This window comes from Bacillus sp. FSL K6-1560 (genome assembly GCF_038592935.1).
Taxonomy (GTDB): Bacteria; Bacillota; Bacilli; order Bacillales; family Bacillaceae; genus Bacillus; species Bacillus subtilis.
Window position 1 is genome coordinate 1,327,009 of the sequence record NZ_CP151946.1, and the last position, 18,546, is coordinate 1,345,554.

Annotated in this window: 19 protein-coding genes and 1 pseudogene; 18 read left to right on the forward strand and 2 right to left on the reverse strand. The window is 42.4% G+C overall.

The window, feature by feature from the left end:
- The first annotated feature begins 53 nt into the window (after positions 1–53).
- From NYE22_RS07125 to NYE22_RS07185, 13 genes are read left to right on the forward strand one after another with little or no spacing between them, the layout of a single operon-like run.
- A complete protein-coding gene (locus NYE22_RS07125) occupies positions 54–4,778 on the forward strand; it encodes a transglycosylase SLT domain-containing protein (RefSeq protein ID WP_342412420.1) in 4,725 nt (1,574 codons plus the stop codon).
- A complete protein-coding gene (locus tag NYE22_RS07130; RefSeq protein WP_342412421.1) occupies positions 4,779–5,333 on the forward strand; it encodes a LysM domain-containing protein in 555 nt (184 codons plus the stop codon).
- A gap of 13 nt (positions 5,334–5,346) precedes the next feature.
- A complete protein-coding gene (locus NYE22_RS07135) occupies positions 5,347–5,703 on the forward strand; it encodes a hypothetical protein (protein WP_342412422.1) in 357 nt (118 codons plus the stop codon).
- The gene (locus NYE22_RS07140; protein WP_342412423.1) at positions 5,690–6,655 is read left to right on the forward strand and encodes a hypothetical protein; all 966 of its coding nucleotides are present in this window, start codon (positions 5,690–5,692) and stop codon (positions 6,653–6,655) included. Before NYE22_RS07135 ends, NYE22_RS07140 begins: the two co-directional genes overlap by 14 nt.
- A complete protein-coding gene (locus NYE22_RS07145; RefSeq protein ID WP_041339442.1) occupies positions 6,655–7,002 on the forward strand; it encodes a Gp138 family membrane-puncturing spike protein in 348 nt (115 codons plus the stop codon). Before NYE22_RS07140 ends, NYE22_RS07145 begins: the two co-directional genes overlap by 1 nt.
- Positions 6,999–7,355 carry a hypothetical protein gene (locus NYE22_RS07150; RefSeq protein WP_015715403.1) on the forward strand — a complete coding sequence of 119 codons (357 nt, stop codon included), beginning with the start codon at positions 6,999–7,001 and terminating at the stop codon, positions 7,353–7,355. Before NYE22_RS07145 ends, NYE22_RS07150 begins: the two co-directional genes overlap by 4 nt.
- Positions 7,339–8,523, forward strand: coding sequence for a baseplate J/gp47 family protein (locus tag NYE22_RS07155; protein ID WP_250621116.1), 1,185 nt, complete (start codon positions 7,339–7,341; stop codon positions 8,521–8,523). The genes NYE22_RS07150 and NYE22_RS07155 overlap by 17 nt, the downstream gene beginning before the upstream one ends.
- Entirely contained in the window at positions 8,520–9,149 is a 630-nt protein-coding gene (locus tag NYE22_RS07160) for a DUF2612 domain-containing protein (protein ID WP_167559365.1), read from the forward strand. The genes NYE22_RS07155 and NYE22_RS07160 overlap by 4 nt, the downstream gene beginning before the upstream one ends.
- Before the next feature lie 12 nt (positions 9,150–9,161).
- Positions 9,162–10,772, forward strand: a complete 1,611-nt coding sequence (locus NYE22_RS07165) for a pyocin knob domain-containing protein (RefSeq protein WP_242139150.1) — start codon at positions 9,162–9,164, stop codon at positions 10,770–10,772.
- Between the two features lie 17 nt (positions 10,773–10,789).
- On the forward strand, positions 10,790–11,251 hold the full coding sequence (locus NYE22_RS07170) for a hypothetical protein (RefSeq protein ID WP_063335557.1): 462 nt from the start codon (positions 10,790–10,792) through the stop codon (positions 11,249–11,251).
- Complete coding sequence (locus NYE22_RS07175) at positions 11,241–11,435, forward strand: XkdX family protein (RefSeq protein WP_017696616.1); 195 nt, start codon at positions 11,241–11,243, stop codon at positions 11,433–11,435. The genes NYE22_RS07170 and NYE22_RS07175 overlap by 11 nt, the downstream gene beginning before the upstream one ends.
- Before the next feature lie 39 nt (positions 11,436–11,474).
- A complete protein-coding gene (locus NYE22_RS07180) occupies positions 11,475–11,894 on the forward strand; it encodes a holin family protein (RefSeq protein WP_134983620.1) in 420 nt (139 codons plus the stop codon).
- Positions 11,895–11,939: 45 nt separating this feature from the next.
- Positions 11,940–12,761 carry an N-acetylmuramoyl-L-alanine amidase gene (locus NYE22_RS07185; RefSeq protein WP_339187451.1) on the forward strand — a complete coding sequence of 274 codons (822 nt, stop codon included), beginning with the start codon at positions 11,940–11,942 and terminating at the stop codon, positions 12,759–12,761.
- Positions 12,762–13,054: 293 nt separating this feature from the next.
- Here the strand turns inward: NYE22_RS07185 and NYE22_RS07190 are convergent, their stop codons facing one another.
- A complete protein-coding gene (locus NYE22_RS07190) occupies positions 13,055–13,537 on the reverse strand; it encodes a type II toxin-antitoxin system PemK/MazF family toxin (RefSeq protein ID WP_250540607.1) in 483 nt (160 codons plus the stop codon).
- 93 nt (positions 13,538–13,630) lie between these two features.
- Positions 13,631–13,963: a YolD-like family protein gene (locus NYE22_RS07195; RefSeq protein ID WP_339187448.1), complete on the reverse strand. Its 333-nt coding sequence runs from the start codon at positions 13,961–13,963 to the stop codon at positions 13,631–13,633.
- A 132-nt stretch (positions 13,964–14,095) separates the two neighbouring features.
- On the opposite strand from NYE22_RS07195, the gene NYE22_RS07200 reads away from it, so the two are divergent.
- The 5 genes and pseudogenes from NYE22_RS07200 (at position 14,096) to gerM (ending at position 18,462) form a co-directional block, all read left to right on the forward strand.
- Positions 14,096–15,619 (forward strand): recombinase family protein, encoded by a 1,524-nt coding sequence (locus tag NYE22_RS07200; protein WP_041339462.1) that lies wholly within the window; start codon positions 14,096–14,098, stop codon positions 15,617–15,619.
- Between the two features lie 31 nt (positions 15,620–15,650).
- A pseudogene (gene gerE, locus NYE22_RS07205) lies at positions 15,651–15,737 on the forward strand (spore germination transcription factor GerE); the annotation flags it as partial.
- Between the two features lie 243 nt (positions 15,738–15,980).
- On the forward strand, positions 15,981–16,421 hold the full coding sequence (locus NYE22_RS07210; RefSeq protein WP_003229573.1) for a MarR family transcriptional regulator: 441 nt from the start codon (positions 15,981–15,983) through the stop codon (positions 16,419–16,421).
- 7 nt (positions 16,422–16,428) lie between these two features.
- Complete coding sequence (gene racE / locus NYE22_RS07215; protein ID WP_015251521.1) at positions 16,429–17,247, forward strand: glutamate racemase; 819 nt, start codon at positions 16,429–16,431, stop codon at positions 17,245–17,247.
- Positions 17,248–17,361: 114 nt separating this feature from the next.
- Positions 17,362–18,462 (forward strand): spore germination protein GerM, encoded by a 1,101-nt coding sequence (gene gerM / locus NYE22_RS07220; RefSeq protein WP_021480263.1) that lies wholly within the window; start codon positions 17,362–17,364, stop codon positions 18,460–18,462.
- Positions 18,463–18,546: the final 84 nt, after the last annotated feature.

Here is an 18,546-nt window from a genome sequence, read left to right on the forward strand (position 1 = left end):
CCATATTGAGCAAGAAAACAAGAGGAACAAGAAGAAATGAGGGGGTATGAACGTTGTCAGACGCATTGAGAAGTACGCATATTGACGTTGAATTGAACGTTGATACCTCCCCTCTAGAAAGAGCAAATCAGCAAATAGATAGACTCGTTGATCATGTCGGCGATGCTGGCGGCAGTTTTTCACAGATGCGTACACGGATGGCTCAGGTTCAAAGGCAACAGCGGAATTTTAGGGACATCCATATGAGTATGATCTTGGACAACTCATCTTTGCAAACTGCCAGCCAAACAATTGAACGGTTAGGGCCTCAAATCGACTTAGTTACATCCCGTTTGAGCCAGCTGAATACCCAGGTACAAGAGACAAGCAGACTTATTCAAAGCATTCCGTCTGAGGTCAATATCAATGTTGATCAGACGTCGATAACAAACGCCAATGAATCCATTGATCAACTCAGGCAGAATTTGAATAACGTCGATATGAGCCGTATCGGTACACCCGCAGCAAACGTTACGCAGCAGAACACGCAAAGCGTTCAGAATAACGTGGCGGCAGTAGCTGTTCCGGCCCCGGACTACCGGGGAATTCGGCAGTATAACCGTGAAATGAACTTTTTACGCGGTTCAACTCAAGGGCTGGAAGAAGACACAATCCGTATGCTGAATGAAATGCGGCAAGCATGGTATAACGAACACCATAATATGTCGGGTTTCCGGAATGAAATGATCCGGGCTCAGTATGGTTTCTTTCAGTTAGGGAACCAGATGGACAGCTGGTCTGGCACCAATCAGCAATTTATGGATGAAGTGTACAGGCTGGGACGTGCTCACAAGCAAGTCACAGACAACATGATGAAAAACAACAAAATGATGCGCATGAGCATGCTGCAGACCGTCGGAACACTAATGGCCCGGTCTACTCAATCTGAGAAGATCGCGGCCAATTATGACCGAATGGGAAACCCGTTATATCAAGTCAATAAAGCGGGGCTTGCCGTATCGAATACGCTTGAGAACATGGCAAAGCAGGGTACTGCTGCGCATTTGGCTCTGAAAATGCTCGGACCTACTGCCAACATGAAAGAGCTTAACGATATGACAATGATGATCACTCAAGGTTATATGCGTTTTCAAATGGTGGCACTGGGCGCGGCTTTTACAAACTTTTTCATGTTCCAAGGGCTTCATAAAGCAGCAACACAAACAGTTCCCGGCTATTCAAAGGCATGGGAAGAGATGTGCAGTACACTACTGAAAGCCATTCAGCCAGCAATTGAAGTGTTTGCGGCGTTTGCGATGGCGATATACAAGGGCATTACGGCCGTTGCGAAGCTGATCATTCAGTTTAATGAGGGGCACCCTGTACTCTCGAAAATGATCCAAGGATTTATGCTTCTCATCCCTGTTTTAACCCTACTTTTATCGCCACTAGCGATAGGGGTAGGGTTAGTTAATGGGTTCCTTGGAGCTCTCAGCAGTTTGTGGATGTTCATTGGTCCAGTTGTAACCGGGCTGGCTGCTATGTCGGGCACAGTGTATGTCGTAGCTGGGGCCATCGTTCTCCTTGTAACCGGCATTTATTTGCTGTACAAGAATTTCGATAAGCTTCAGGATAGATTCAAGCCAGCTACAGACGCGATGAAACGCTTTGCTAACATGGGGAAATCGGCGGTTGTCGGTGCGTTCCATACGATGATCAAAGAAGCGGAGGGTCTGAAGCCTGCATTCATGAAAGGATTCAAGGACGCACAAAACGTGGCGATCACAGCCATTCATAAAATGCAGGCTGAATCCTTGAAATTATGGGATCGTCTCGGTGAATCGCATCCACAGTTAGTGGCTGGAATTGAGTCGGCCTATAAAACGGCTGTGAAAACCGTGTCAGGCTTCATTCATAATGCCGGAAAGACAGTCTCGGACTTCTTCGGTAAAGGACTGTCAGACGGTCTAAACAGCATCGTAAAAGGATTCATGGAGCAGTTGAAAGTCGGTCTATCCAGCTTTCAAGGGATGGTTTCTCTTGTTGCTCCGTTTGTCGCGGCGATCGGACTTGCATTCCTCGGAGTGTCAGGGCCAATCGGTGTGGCTGTAGGTGCAATTTTGAGTTTTATCGGTTATCTATATAGATTGGGCGAAACAAATAAAGGTGTAATGGACTTCTTAAAAACTGCTTGGGAAAATACGATTCAAGTTTTAAATGATTTCTTTACTGCTTTCCAGCCAGTTTTAAATTTATTTAGCCAAGCGTTTAACCAACTTATTAGTAACATAATACCTATTTTTCAACAAATTTCATCCCGTTTTGGTAGTACGATAAATCAACTTGTAGGGAATATTGTGCTTTTTTGTGCAGCGTTTTCGCAAAATCTAGGGAATGTATTACCTGTTATTACAACCAATATCAGTAATTTTATTTCGATGTGGCTACAATTTTCTATGCAGTTTGGATCTGCAATAATTCAAAGCGTTACCAATATACTGCCTGTGTTTCTTAGTACTTTGGGTCAGGTCCTAATAGCTTTATCAAAGTTAGCAGTTTCTGTTTTGCCTATTTTTCTTCAAGTTATACAGCAGGTATTCCCGTTAATTCTGAGTGTCATAAACGGAGTTCTTCCAATTGTCACTACTCTACTGGTTGTATTATCAGGCGTTATCTTGTCTATTATCCAGAATATATTGCCTATTTTAGTCCAAACCATTCAACTAGTTTTTCCTATGATATTAAGTACTGTTCAGCAAGCATTGCCCATTATTGTTCAGTTAATACAGCTAGTCGGATCAACTATACAGCAACTAGTCGTTCAAGTTTTGCCGATATTACTTCTTGCTATACAACAGGTTTTTCCTATTATTAAACAAGTTATATTGGCAGTGCTACCCGTAATCGCAAACATTATTAGAAGTGTGGCTAATATTATCTTGGAAATTGCGCGAGCTGTTCTCCCACTCCTTATACAAGTGGTACAGCAGGTATTCCCGCAGATCATGCAAATCATACAAGCGGTCCTTCCGGTTGTTGTTTCTCTATTGCAATTTCTGGCGAATATCATCACAACTGTGGTCATTCCGGCGATCCGTTTCATCCTAAATATCGTGACTGCTGTGTTCCCGGTTGTGCTCTCAATAATTCAAGTTGCACTTAAAAATATCATTGCGATCATTCAGGGTGCAATTGGCATTATTATGGGAATAGTGAAGGTTTTCAAAGGCTTATTCACTGGGAATTTCCGCATGATGTGGGACGGAGTGAAGCAGATTTTCTCTAGTGGCGTTGGTATGGTGAAAAACCTTGTTTCTAATGCTGCTGATGGAATTATCAAAGGATGGACTTATATCAGTAAAAAAGTCGGTGATTTAGCACACAGTATTTGGAAGAAGGTCACTGATAAGTTTTGGGATATTGTCGAGGCTGCTAAAGCTCTGCCGGGTAAAATCGGTGATGGAATTAAGAACATGGCTCATAAGGCTGTGTCTGGTGTGACTAGCTTAGCGAACAAACTTGCCGGAGCACTCGGAAAAGGCGTAAATGGTGTAATCGGCGGGGTGAACTGGGTCCTTGATAAAATCGGTTTGAAAGATAAGCACATACCTGAATGGCCTGTACCTAAGTATGCGCATGGAACCGGAGGGCACCCGGGAGGCCCGGCGATACTGGGAGATGGTAAAGGGGCAAATGCCGGACCTGAAATGTATCGGACACCTTCAGGACACGTAGGGCTCAGCCCTGCTACAGATACACTGATGAACCTTCCGAAAGGCACTGAGGTGTTATCTGCGAAACAGACAAGAGCTGCTTTAGCGGGAGTTCCGGCTTACGCAAAAGGTACAGAAGGAAATATCTTCACAAAAGCATGGAATGGTGTAAAATCCGTTGCCGGTAAAGTGAAAGATGTTGCTCTTGATGTTTTTGATTACATCGGGCACCCATCTAAGCTTTTAACAAAAGTGTTAGAAAAAATGGGTGTCAAAGCTCCTTCTATGTCCGGATCGTTCGGTGATATGGCGAAAGGGGCTTTTAATTTTGTTAAAGATAAAGCCGTTGGTTTTGTTAAAGGCAAAATGTCCAGTTACGCTGAAAGCTTTTCAGGTGGCGGCTCAAAAGCCGTCAAAAAGTGGGTAGCTCAAGCGCTATCAATCAAGGGCCTTGGCTCTGAATATGCTGGCGCACTTGAAACCATTGCCATGAAAGAATCAGGCGGAAATCCTAATGTTGTGAACAGATGGGATTCAAACTGGAAAGCCGGGCACCCGTCTCAAGGGCTTATGCAGTTCATTCCAAGCACATTCAACGCTCACAAGGAACCGGGGCACGGAAATATTAAAAATCCAGTTGACCAGATCCTTGCTGCTATCAACTATTTGAACAGCAGATACGGCGGTATTTTAAAACACCCTGGGCTCGTTTCTATGGCTCATGGTGGGCCTTATAGAGGTTATGCGACAGGTGGGGTCATTAACAGCCCACAAGTCGCTGCGCTTGGTGAAAACGGCTTTAGGGAGTATGTCATCACAACTGAGCCACGATACAGAAACCAATCACTCGGAATGTATGCTGCACTCGGTCGGGAGCTTGGCGCGGATACTGGTTACACACCAGAAAAGGCTGCTACAAGCTCAAACAGTTCATCTGTCAATATCACGTTTAACCCGTCGATCAACGTAAAAGTTGAGGGCGGCAGTGAAGGGGCAGAAACAAAGGTGAAAAAGGCTGTAACTGAAACATTTGACGAAGTTTTCGACATGCTGAAGTCGCTTTATCCACCAGAGGGGGCTTATTAATTGGCGAAGCTCGGAAAGATTAATCTTGTAAACGAAAAGGAATCTGACGGCGCGGATGTGGAGGTTACTTCATATCCCGTTGAAAAAGGGGTCCCGATCACGGACCATGTACAAAGAAAGCCAGAGACGACAACAGTCTCTGGCTATTTATTAGGCAAAACAGCAAATAGTGATTATGAATATCTGAAAAAGCAGGCTTATGCTGGAACTCTTTTGACTTATACCGGGCGTAAGGTTGCTAAAAATGTGATCATCACAAAGATAGATCGCGACACAGGCGATTACACAAACGGTTTTGCTATTTCAATTGAGTTGCAAGAAATCCGTATTGCAAAAAGCCCGTGGGTCAAAAAGAAAGTGAAAACAGCCGGGAAAAAGAAGAAAGCCAGCAAGAAGAAAACAAAAAAATCTAACAAGCTATACCACAAGGTCAAGAAGGGTGACACTTATTGGGGCTGCGCTCGTAAATACGGCACCACAGTAAATGCTTTGCGTCGGCTGAATCCCTGGCCGGATCGAAGAATTCCGATAGGAGTCAAAATGAGGATCAGATGAAGGAGGGAAAGGCATGGCATCGAGAGATTACATTCCTTTTGACAAAGAGGACATACCACAGCAGTTTGAATTTGATTTAGCAGATGACACGTTCATTTTGCGTATCAATTTCAACCAGACAGACGATAGTTTCTCACTTGATTTATACGGTCAGGACATGGAACCAATCGTGCTGGGTGAAAAATTGATTTTGAACGTCCCTTTGTGGGAAGACATTGTAAACGAGAAGCTGCCGGCACCCTCCTTAATCCCTATGGATGAATCGAATACAGAAACACGGGTTACATACGAGAATTTTATGCAAACCGTGTTTCTTTATATTGATGATGTCTCGGACGATGCGGAGGGCGAAGACGATGGCGACGAATAAAATGCTGTTTGGGCGCGTCGTTAAGGTCACGATAGATAACGGCAGTTCACAAACCACTTTCGATTATAAAGACTTAGAGATTCATTTTGAGGTCCCGTTTGATGATGACTTCAAACCGAATGAAACAAAGGTTGAAATATACAACCTGAGCAAAGATTCAATCAGCAAAATTAAAAAAGGCAGAACTATCACTGTTCAAGCTGGTTATAAAGACGATTACGGTGTTTTAACTATCGGTAAAGTTACCAAGGTGCTGAATAATTGGGACGGTTTGAATAAGGTAACGGCCATCTATTCAAAAGATGGCGATGATTACACCCATATGAAAGTAACCACTGAAAACGCTGATCCTGCTGAAAAATACTATGTGAAAAAGCGGTACAAGCTCGCAAAACCAGTGGTGACTGTAAAAAAAGATAAGAACGGCCGGACATATAAAACGGTCCGAAATTATGGCACTCGGACAGAGGTCAGATACCGTAAGAGATACATGAAAATCACGTTCAAGGCTGGCACAACCTCAAGGCAAATTGTCGATAAGCTTCTGCGTGTGCTCGGTATAAAAGTGAAAAATATCATTCTGCCTAAAAATAAAGTTTATAAAAAAGGCTATCGTGTCACCGGATTGATTGAAAACAATCTTGAAGAGGTCATTCATGATGCTGGGGCAGTCATGTATTATCGGCGCGGCCGTCCTGTTATTCGGCCACTCAGTCAAGGGGATGACGAACGTTTCAAGCTCGAAGAGGCAACAGGACTTGTGGAAACGCCTGAACAATTTGAGGAAGATGATCTCAAAGGGTATAAGGTGAAGTGCCTATTGCAGCATCGTATCGCAGTTGCTTCAATCATAGAAATAAACAGCAAGACAGCGAAAGGAAAATATCGTGTGAAAGATGGCTCTCATTCCTTTGACGGTAAAGACTTTTTCACAGAATGTAGGGTGATTTAATGAGTAAAGCGACAAAGTTCTTTGACGGATTCGAACAGCGGATAAAACAATCAATCCATACAACGGCGCCAGCACGGGTTGTAAATTACAATGCTGAGAAACACACTGCCGATCTGAAATTGCTGTTTCAAACCAATGATGGTGAGTATCTACATGAATACCCTTTAATCGAGCATGCGCCTGTTTTGAAACACGTCGAAGCTGATATTAAAGTAGGGTCCTGCGTGTTTGTTTCGTTTGCTGAACGTTCGCTGGATAACCTGGACGGCAATAAAACCTTTGATCCGGATTCGAGGCGCACACACAGTATAAATGATCCAGTTGTCATAGGAGTGTGGGAAGGATGAAAACTCTCAAGCTTAAAGACGGGGATCTTTGTTTTGAAAATGGTGAGTTACAAATGGTTGAGGGTGATGCTGAGCTGGCTCAATCAGTAGAAATGATCCTTAGAACAAGTTTAGGAGAGTTTGAGCTTGATGAACATGTCGGCCTTGATCGCAGCAACATTTTAAGAAAGCAGTTTGATCAAGAAGAAGCGCAATATGACATTATAAATGCCATTTCTCAAGAAGAGCGTATTGCCAGTGTGGAATCGGTGAACTTTTTAATGGATAAAGAGTCTCGCAGTCTTGCAGTGCATGTGAAAATGACAAAAGAGGATGAAGAAACAATTGAGATAGGGGGTGTTGATCTTGCTTGATGAAACGGGCTTTCAACGGCAAACCTATTCCGAGCTTGTTGATAGTATGGAGGACCGGGCTCGGGAACAATTCGGGGAGGATGTAAACACATCCAGTAAAACGCCATTAGGAATTATTATTCGTATCTTTGCTTGGTTTCTGGCCGGCTTGTGGGATATTGCAGAAAGGGTTTATAACAGCGGCTTTGTCAGTAAGTCTGAGGGCGTGCAGCTCGATCGTCTTGGCAGCAACTCAGGTATCACGCGGGAGCCAGCTGCGGAGTCAGTTGTGACTCTGTCCTTTACTGGAGAACCCGGCATCGTAATTGAAGAACAAACTCAGTTTACTACGGAATCAGGCATCTATTTTGAATTGATTGAAGATGTTGTAATTGAGGCTAATGGGACAGGCTCAGGGACGGCTGTCTCGCTTTCTAAGGGCGTTATAAACAATGTTGCGGCAAATACCATTACCGTGCAGGCAGAGCCCTCAGAGGGCGTGTATTCAGTTACAAATCCGGAACCATCGGCAGGCGGTGCCGACGAGGAGACAGATTCGGAATTCCGGGCACGAATAAAGAAATCAGTTGAGGGCAGTTCAGCATCTACAAACGGAGGTATTATTTCAGCCCTGCTAAACGTGTCAGGCGTCAGATCGGCGAATATTGTTGCCAACAATACCATGCAGACCGATGCGGACGGCAACCCACCAAAAAGCATTCATGCTTATGTTCTGGGCGGTACAAAAGATGATGTTGCGCAAGCACTGTTTGACAGTGTTGCTGCAGGAATTGAAACGGTCGGGGAGCAAGTTGTCACCATAACTGACGCCAGCGGACTTGACCATGCCGTCAAATTTGATTTTGCAAGAGAAGTCAAAATATATCTGCAGCTGGATTTAAAAACAAATGCTTCTTTCCCTATTGATGGAGTAAGTCAGATCAAAAACAACCTCGTTTATAAGATCGGGGGAATTGATGCAAACGGCTCTTACTATACCGGCTCACAAATGGGCGATGATGTTATATTGTCGCAGTTGTTCAACGCGGTATATCAAGTAGATGGTGTCTCTGATGTAACAATCAGGATGGGGAAAGATGCGACAAACCTTTCACAGTCAAACATTGAAATTGAACCTAAAGAGGTTGCCCAGGTACATTTTGATGAAATCGTGGTGAATCTCATATGATTAAAGACTTAATAGGAAAGCTGACCGATGCCTTTTTGAAAGATGAAAAGAGCAATATCGGAAAGCTTTTTTTAATTGTCGATGAACAGCTGACAGCACTTAAAAGCGCGCTAACCACAGCTGAGAACTGGCGGGATATTGATGCGGCAAAAGGAAAGGCTCTGGATCTACTTGGTGACAACGTGTCACAGGATCGGGGCCGTGCGACTGATGAAATTTATCGTGTGCTTATTCGCGGCAAGGTTGCCAGAAATGTTTCAGATGGCACCACAAACCGGATCATTGAAGCACTTGCAAAAACGCTGAACTGCAAGCCAAGTGAAATACACATTGTCAGTAGCAAGGAAAACAATGAAGATGAACCTGCTGCCATTATCGTAAAAAAGGCACCCATTGAGGCTTTGAGCAAAGTTGGAATGAGTGCAACACAGTTTTCTAATATCGTTCAAAAAACAGTTGCTGCAGGCGTGCGGGTGGCTTATGTGGATTTAAACGGCACCTTTCGCTTTTCGTCTTCTGCTAACACTATAGAAACGAGTCAATATGGATTTTCAACAGACGGGAAAGACGGGGGAACACTCGGCGGAATTTTTCAGCCTGAAGATGATTACCCTTTACCGATTTAAGGAGTGATTTTTATGCCTTTTACAAAGGAATTGCCTGAATGGGGGAACGCCGGGCAGCGGCCCCCGCAGTCCTCCATTGATGAAGGATACAAACCAATGGATCATCCCCCAGCTGATTGGTTCAACTGGTATCAGTACACGGCCTATCATGCACTAAAGGAATTGCAAGAAATAGCAGCAACGCAGGATGACGTTTCCACTGCTTTAAAAACAGCAAAAGCTTATACAGATGAATTTGCTGCGCGTAGGGATAACCCCAACCAAGTCACAAAGGCCCAAGTAGGTTTAGGAAACGTAGACAACGTGCAGCAAGCAACTAAAACAGAATTCAACGCACACAATACAGATTCCACACGCCATATCACGGCCACAGAGCGTTCAAATTGGAATGCGAAGGAAACGACTACAGGGGCGCAAAACAAAGCTGATACAGCCGAAAAAAATGCAAAAACGTATACTGATCAACACATTAATGATAAAAGCAACCCTCATGGGGTGACAAAAGATCAAGTCGGGCTCGGTAATGTTACCAATGACAAACAGGCAACCAAAACGGAGTTTGACGCACATAACTATAACCAGATTCGTCATATTTCTGATGCAGAGCGAACCAAGTGGAATGCGGCTCAGTTATCAAAATTAACACAAGACAATGGTTTGATGAAAAACTTGTCAGGCGTGGATTTCAATACTGTTATTGAAACAGGGTTTTATTATATGACTTCAGCTTCAACGGCACTGAATGCCCCTGTGAATAGCAATGGTTATTTATTGGTTTACAACTACGGCACTTATCCATATCAGGAATTCACAGCATATACCAGTGCAACAACCTCTATACCTGATAATCGGCGGAAATTCATAAGAAATAAGGTGAGTGGATCAGAAAACTGGACACCTTGGATGGAGATTGAATATTCCGCAGGAGCCCAAGCAAAGGTCAATACTCATGAAAATAAAACAGACATTCATGTAACGAAAGAAGATAAGAACAAGTGGAATAGTGGACAACTCTATCAATTGACAACCCAAACCGGTCAGCGAATAAAAATAACTAAAGGACAGAACCTTTTTGATTATCCGACTGGCTTTTATTTTGGGGCAGGTGTTGTGAATCATCCAGGGGATGATGATGCTGCCTGGTACTATTATGATATTACAGATGTTCCTGCCGATCTTGCCCCACCTCAAGGGTTAAAAAAAATTGTAGCAACAAGATCCTATGATAACCGGACATGGATTGGAACAAAGCATAAAGAGGGAGAATTCACTGGGTGGCGAGAGGTTGTTACAGACTTAGATTTTATAGAGACGCCGTGGGTAAATGTTCCATACAAAAACGGAGCAACTTCAGGTGATAGACCTTTACAATACCGTAAAGTTGGAAACACGTTGCATCTTAATGGTCATGTTCTTACTGATAGGGAGGTTGTTTTTGCGAGCATCCCGTCTTCAAGCGCCCCGAGCAAAGGAATTGTCAAAATGGTTGCAACCAGCGGCACGACGGGTTATAGCAAGATTATTATATATGCATCTGGTGATATGAAACTAACAGGTATAATGGCAACTACTGAGTCAAAGGTCAATGGATATTATATAGATTTAGTTGTACCTCTAACCTAAAGAAAGGAGGGATAAGCATGAAATTAATATACCCATATGGCGAGGATAAAATCTATTTAGGAAGGCCGGTAGAGTTACAACTTGATAGGGAGACAGGGAGGTATATTATCCCGGCGAATGCTACTGATATTCCTCCCGAAATAAATGGAGAGGGTATGTGGCGGCCTTTATTCGATGAGGAAAAACAAACATGGGTTGAAACTGCTGATGAAGAATACAAAGAGAAGCTAAAACAAGGCAGTATTCCTGAAACCAATCCTATAGAAGAACAGCTTGCAACACTTGGACAGCAGTTGGCAGACGAAAAACTGGCAAGAAAACAGGCTGAGCTGGCTCAAAATGCTTTAGGCGTACAATTGACTGCGGAAGTGCTAGCAAGAAAAGAAGCAGAAACTTTGAATCAATCTTTAGGTGAGCAAGTTGCATCTTTAAAATTAGATGTTCTCTATTTAAAGGGAGGAATGACAAGTGAATCTTAATTTCTGGGTATTTGCGTTGTTCTACAAATGGGCCACAACAGCCATGGTAAAGCAGGCTATGGCATTTAACGATTGTTCCGTTGATGACTTGAAAGAAGGTGTTCAGGCACAATACATTACACATGACCAATACCAAGAAGTGACAGGTCAACCATACGAGGAAACGACAGAAGCCAGTCAATAAGGCTTTTTTATTTTGCCTCTAAGGAGGTGATAACAAGAAATGGAGGAAACGACTGTGTTTATTAATTTTGAAACATTGGATTTAGCGAGGATATATCTGTTTGGAGGTGTGAAATATCTCGATTTATTACTGGTTCTCAGCATTATTGACGTCATAACAGGCGTAATCAAGGCATGGAAATTTAAGAAGCTGCGGAGCCGAAGCGCTTGGTTCGGTTACGTCCGGAAAATGCTCAGCTTTTTGGTGGTTATTGTGGCAAACATTATTGATACAATTCTCAACCTGAACGGTGTTCTCACATTTGGAACCGTTCTTTTTTATATCGCCAATGAAGGGCTTTCTATTACGGAGAACCTGGCACAGATCGGCGTAAAGATTCCGGCTGCAATTACGGACCGACTTCATGTAATTGAAGAAGAAAATAAACAAACAACAAAAGATGAACAAGCTGCTGGGTAAACCAGTGGCTCTTTTTATTTCAAAAACAGAATAGGAGAGATTTTCATGACAATTGCAGTGAAAAAGAACCTTGTATCAGAAGCAAAATACGCTTTAAAATGCCCTAATCCGATGGCCGCGGAATACATCACCATTCATAACACTTACAATGATGCATCTGCTGCTAATGAGGTCAGCTATATGATCGGAAACACAAGTTCAACGAGTTTCCACTTTGCTGTTGATGACAAAGAGGTAAGGCAGGGCATCCCAACAGATCGCAATGCATGGCACACAGGAGACGGCAAAAACGGCACCGGGAACCGTAAGTCTATTGGCGTAGAAATTTGCTACAGCAAGTCAGGAGGGCCTAAATACAGGGCTGCTGAAAAGTTGGCTATCAAGTTTGTTGCTCAGCTGCTTAAAGAACGCGGATGGGGTATTGATCGAGTGCGAAAGCACCAAGATTGGAGCGGAAAGTATTGCCCTCACCGTATTTTAGACGAGGGACGCTGGAATGAGGTTAAAGCGGCTATTGATACTGAATTAAAAGCACTTGGTGGCAAGTCATCCAGCAATAAAACAACTTCATCCAAGGCAGTGAAAAAATCAAGTTCAAGCAAAAAGAAATCATCTTTTAATCTGCCTTCCGGCATTTTTAAAGTGAAAAGCCCATTGATGCACAGCGCTGCTGTTGAACAGATTCAAACAGCGCTGGCGGCATTGCATTTCTATCCGGATAAGAAAGCCAAAAACTTCGGGATTGATAGCTATTATGGACCGAAAACAGCCGATGCTGTCAGACGGTTCCAGCTGATGAATGGTTTAAATCCTGATGGCATTTATGGACCGAAAACGAAAGCGAAGCTTGAAGCTTTGCTCAAATAAGGATAAAAAAAAGCCCTCATGAATTGAGGGCTTTTATATAAATAACCCCTGAGTATGATACCCAGGGTGATTTGCTCGTGACGAGACGAGCGAAGTATAATTTATCATATGCAATTTATCGAAAAAAAACACTAAAATACACTATTATAAAGGAAAAAACCGAATGTTAGATAAACAATCCGGTTTTTTCAGACAGAATCACGCATTCATGAGCGTGCGAATTGTCCATGACTATGATGGACGAAGTATTTGTCTATAATATACTGCAGTTTTGGTGTTTTGTCAACAATCAGTTATGAAATCGTCCAGTTTACTCGTGTAATTATTCTTTTAAAGTCCTCTTTAGAAATTTCGCCTAACTTCTTGTTTAATCTGACCTTACTTACAGCTTTCATTTCTTCAGCTTTAATAGCAGAATCATAAGTCAAAAATGAATATTTTTTTGTGAATAAGAAATAATGACTTCTATATTTGGGAATGTTGGTTCCTTTTCTAAATTTTAAAGTTTTAGATAAAGGCGCAACAATAATATTTTCACCAGTTGAATTGATAGTATTATTTGATAAAACTATCACCGGCCTGTCTTCTCCGATATTTGAGTTTTGTTCAGAGCCTAAATTTTCCCCAAGCTCACACAAATAAATTCCACCTTGGACAATGCCCCTGCCTCTTAAACTTTGTTTGTTTTCAATCCAGTTTTTTGCTAACTCTTTTTTTCTGATGTTCCACTCTTCAAGCTTCTGATGTTTAGTAATCACTAACTGATTTTCTGACAATTTGACCATCCCTTTTTTTAGTATCATTTAATTATAAATGATTTTTAAAATAAAAAGAGAATTAAAGCGGGAATTTATTAAAAAGTCAGTAGGTTATCTCATTTCAACATTTATCATGGAACTTAAATTAATAAAATTTGTATCACCTTTTAAATCCTTCATATGTAACCTCTGTTTCACTTCATCTATGTAATGAACATGTCCTGTTACTTCTTCGATAAAACCGTCTCTGTATACACCAATGACCAGAACCGAGTTGAATTCCATCGCCTCGCAAATAACACGGGCCATATCTTCCAATTGGTATTCATCTAGGATGGGTTTTTCAATTTTTTGGACTTGTTTCTTCCTATTTAATAGCGCTGTCCTTTGCTCAGGCAAAATAAATTTTTGTTCCCATCTTTTATCATAAATACCCTCGTTCATTCTGATCAACTCCTTGAACAAATTATACAAGAACAAATGTTCTAAAATCAACCGGAAAAGTATAGGAGGTTCGTAATCATTATGCTATAATCACACTAAAATGTACCAAATGCAAAATAATGGGGTGGTTTAGTGTTCTTCAAAGAGACAGAAACACAGGAGATCATCAAATATGAAGATTACCCTTATGCAGTTTACGCACGGGTTTCCTCAGAAAAAGATGAACAGGTGACATCAATAGCCAACCAAATTGATATTTGTCATCATTGGATTGAGAAAAATAATTACGAATGGAAAGATGAAGCAATCCAATTAGATGATGGGATAAGCGGGACAGTGCTGCTTGATCGAAAAGCAATGCAACTCATTTTAGATAAGGCGCAAAAAAGAAAGCTGAAGATGGTTGTTTTTAAATCAATCAGCCGGCTTGCACGTGATCTTAAAGATGCCCTTGAAATTCGAGAGGTTTTATTGGCTCACGGTGTAAGAGTTGTGACGCTTGAAGAGGGCTATGATAGCCTATATGAAGGCAAAAACTCAATGAAATTTGAAATGTTTTCAATGTTTGCAGCCCAATACCCTCAAACAATTTCAGTGGCAGCCAGTGGGGCACTAGCAGCAAAAGCCCGCCGTGGTGAACATTCCGGCCGTGTACCTTTTGGATTTAAGAAAGAAGGTAAATTCCTAGCTATCAATGAAGAAGAAGCAAAAGTCGTACGTTTTATTTTTGATCTTCATAATAATCATGGATATGGACATAAAAGGATCGTTCTCAAGCTTAACGAAGAATTGGCACTTGGAAACATTGTAAAGCCTCAAAAGACTGAGTTTTGGCAGCTGTCTACAGTACAAACGATTTTAAAGAATCCTATTTATTGTGGCGTGTTTATTGCCAATAGACATACTCAAGTCAAAATAGGGGGACGGAAAAAATTTATCCGCAACCCAAAAGAAAAATGGACTGTTTACAAAGACTGGTGTCCTAAGATCATATCAGAAGAAGAGTATGAGAAAGCTAATAACAAAGAACACAAGATGCGTAAAAAGCGTTTTAACCCTCGGAATGAGCTACGGGGAATGATGAAATGTGGTGTGTGCGGTTGCAATATGGTTGTGCTGCCGTCGTACAAATACAATCAGAAACGTGAGAAGAAAGAGTTTAATTATTTGAAGTGTAGCGCCTACAGACGAGGTGGAACTGCTCTTTGTGTAAACCATGCTCCGATGCAATATAAGGACTTGCGGGCTTTTGTTATAAAAACACTGAAACAAAAGGGCAAGAAGTTAAAACTAGATGTAAAGTCTGATTTTGAAGAGCAGAAGAAAAACCGGATCAAGCGAACGAAAATAGAAATTGAAAATGCAGAAAACAAGAAAAAACGTCTAATCGAATTGTACTTGGAAGATCAGTTGATCACTAAGACGGAATTCCAGGCGAAGCGAAAAGAGCTTGAAGAACAAATTGAAAAACTGAACGATAAGCTGTTCATGCTTGAGCGTGAGGAAGAAGAAACAATCGACATATCAAATATTAAGAATGCATTCGCACAGCTGGAAAGAACTGATCAGGATTTATTCGAAGCATTTTCAGCGCTTATTGATAAACTTGTAATATACGAGGATGGAACAGTCGATTTCCATTATAAATTCAAGTGATTATTATTGTTTTAGTTTGCGATAGATATGCATATCAAATGCCATGCAGAAATTGGGTGTGAAAGGGCGTTCGCAAGCCGTTGTTGAGCTTCTTAGAATGGGTGAGCTAGAGCTTTAATCCTTGCCGGTATTCCTTCTTTTGGAAGGAGCCGGTTATTGCTGTTTGTTTGGAACATTCGAAACCATATTTGGAATGCTGTGCAAAACGTAGGCAAGTCATAAATTAAATTTTATTTCTTGATGTTGTTTGACTAAAGTCCTCTATTTCTCTCCTGCGAGTCTTGCATTTTCTTCAAAAAAGAAGGAAAATAGACACGGAACGCTTTTGTGCGTAAGAGATCCTTGAGTGAGGGATGGACAAATGACATCAAAACCTTTGGAGCATGTTGCGGATATTGAAAAGTCACTCCGCCACATTGCCGCGATCATTAAGCAAAAAGGACGAGAAATCCTTAACCAATATGCGATTACGCCGCCGCAATTTGTCGGCTTGCAATGGCTTTATGAATTAGGAGATATGACAATCGGTGAATTATCGGGCAAAATGTATCTGGCATGCAGCACGACAACGGACTTAATCGACCGCATGCAAAAAAATGAGCTTGTTGAGCGGGTCAAGGACCCGGCGGACAGACGTGTTGTCCGGATACATCTGCTGCCTGAAGGAGAACGGATTATCCAAGAGGTCATTACAAAAAGACAGGAATATCTGCGTGATATGTTCGAATCGTTTACAGATGAAGAAATAGCCATCTTCGAAAAATCTTTGATGAAACTGCAGCATGAAATGAAGAGAAAATGAGGCGATTTTGTTGGAACAACCAATAGGAGTCATTGATTCCGGGGTTGGCGGTTTAACCGTTGCGAAGGAAATCATGAGACAGCTACCTAAAGAAAATATTATCTACGTCGGGGATACGAAACGGTGTCCTTATGGGCCGCGCCCTGAAGAAGAGGTGCTTCAATATACGTGGGAGCTGACGAATTATTTACTCGAAAACCACCACATCAAAATGCTGGTGATCGCCTGTAATACAGCAACAGCGATCGCATTGGATGACATCCAGCGAAGCGTCGGTATACCGGTGGTCGGAGTGATCCAGCCTGGTGCGAGAGCAGCGATAAAAGTGACGGATAATCAGCATATCGGTGTCATCGGCACAGAGAATACGATTAAGAGCAATGCATACGAAGAGGCGCTTTTGGCATTAAACCCTGATCTGAAGGTTGAAAACCTTGCCTGCCCGCTGCTTGTGCCTTTTGTGGAAAGCGGGAAGTTTCTCGACAAAACAGCAGACGAGATTGTCAAAACCTCGCTGTATCCGTTAAAAGATACATCGATTGATTCGCTGATTTTAGGTTGCACCCACTATCCCATTTTGAAAGAAGCCATTCAAAGATATATGGGAGAACACGTTAACATTATTTCGTCCGGCGATGAAACAGCCCGGGAAGTCAGCACGATTCTCTCGTATAAAGGGCTGCTGAACCAGTCTGCGAATGCCCCGGATCATCAGTTCTTGACAACAGGAGCGCGTGATCAGTTTGCGAAAATCGCAGACGATTGGTTTGGCCATGAGGTGGGCCATGTGGAATGCATCTCACTGCAAGAACCGATTAGAAGATAGTTTTCCCCGCAACGTTATGTTGCGGGTTTTTTTCTGTTTTGCCGGAATTCTTCGGTCTATTTCCTAAAGAGGCTCGTATACATAATAGTACAAACATCCTTAGGAGGGAAAAGTATGCTGAAAAAAGGACCTGCAGTCATTGGTGCCACTTGTCTCACCTCTGCCTTGCTTTTATCCGGATGCGGTTTGTTTCAATCTGATAAGGCAGCCGAGGAAATTGATCCGCCTCAAGACGTTACATTCGTGAACGATGAAGCGGGTGCCAATTCAAATACAACAGCAGCCAAAAAAACAGAAAGTGAAAAAAGCGATACCGCAAAAGCGGATCAGGCCTCATCTACTGTCATGAGGGAGCTTTATCTCATTGATAAAAACGGGTATGTTGTTGCGCAAACGCTGCCTCTTCCTAAAAGTGAGAGCACGGCTAAGCAGGCGCTTGAATACCTCGTACAGGGCGGGCCTGTGTCAGAAATTCTTCCGAATGGCTTCAGAGCGGTATTGCCGGCTGACACAACTGTTAACGTTGACATCAAAAAAGATGGAACCGCGATAGCTGATTTCTCTAATGAGTTCAAAAATTATAAGAAAGAAGACGAACAGAAAATCGTTCAGTCTGTGACGTGGACGCTGACGCAATTTAGTTCGATAGATAAAGTGAAGCTGAGAATAAACGGGCATGAACTGAAGGAGATGCCTGTAGGAGGGACACCGATCTCAGATGATTTAAGCCGCAAAGACGGCATTAATTTGGAGACAGCCGGTGTAAATGATCTCACTGCTACCCATCCGCTGACAGTCTACTATTTGGCGGAAAATGAAGACAGTGAATACTACGTGCCGGTGACGAAACGAATCGACAATTCGGAAAAAGACGACATCACAGCAGCCATTAATGAATTGGCTAAAGGCCCAAGCAAGGTGAGCGGGCTGTTAACAGACTTCAGTGAAGATGTAAAGCTGGTCAGCAAACCGAAAATCAAAGACGGGCGCGTGACGTTGGATTTCAATCAATCTATATTCGGCAGCGCCGATGAGAAGACGAAAATGATTTCTTCAGAAGTGCTGAACAGCATTGTGCTCACGTTAACGGAGCAGCCGGATATAAAAGGCGTGTCTGTTAAAGTGAACGGAAAATCAGAGCTGGTAAATGAAAAAGGCGAAAAGCTCACAGAACCGGTCTCCAGACCATCTCAAGTGAATACGGGTAGTTTTTAAATTGGGATTTTTGATATACTAGAAAGAAAGAGGTTAGCGTTCCGGCTGCCTCTTTCTTTATTCAATTCCGGGACAAAAATGGTT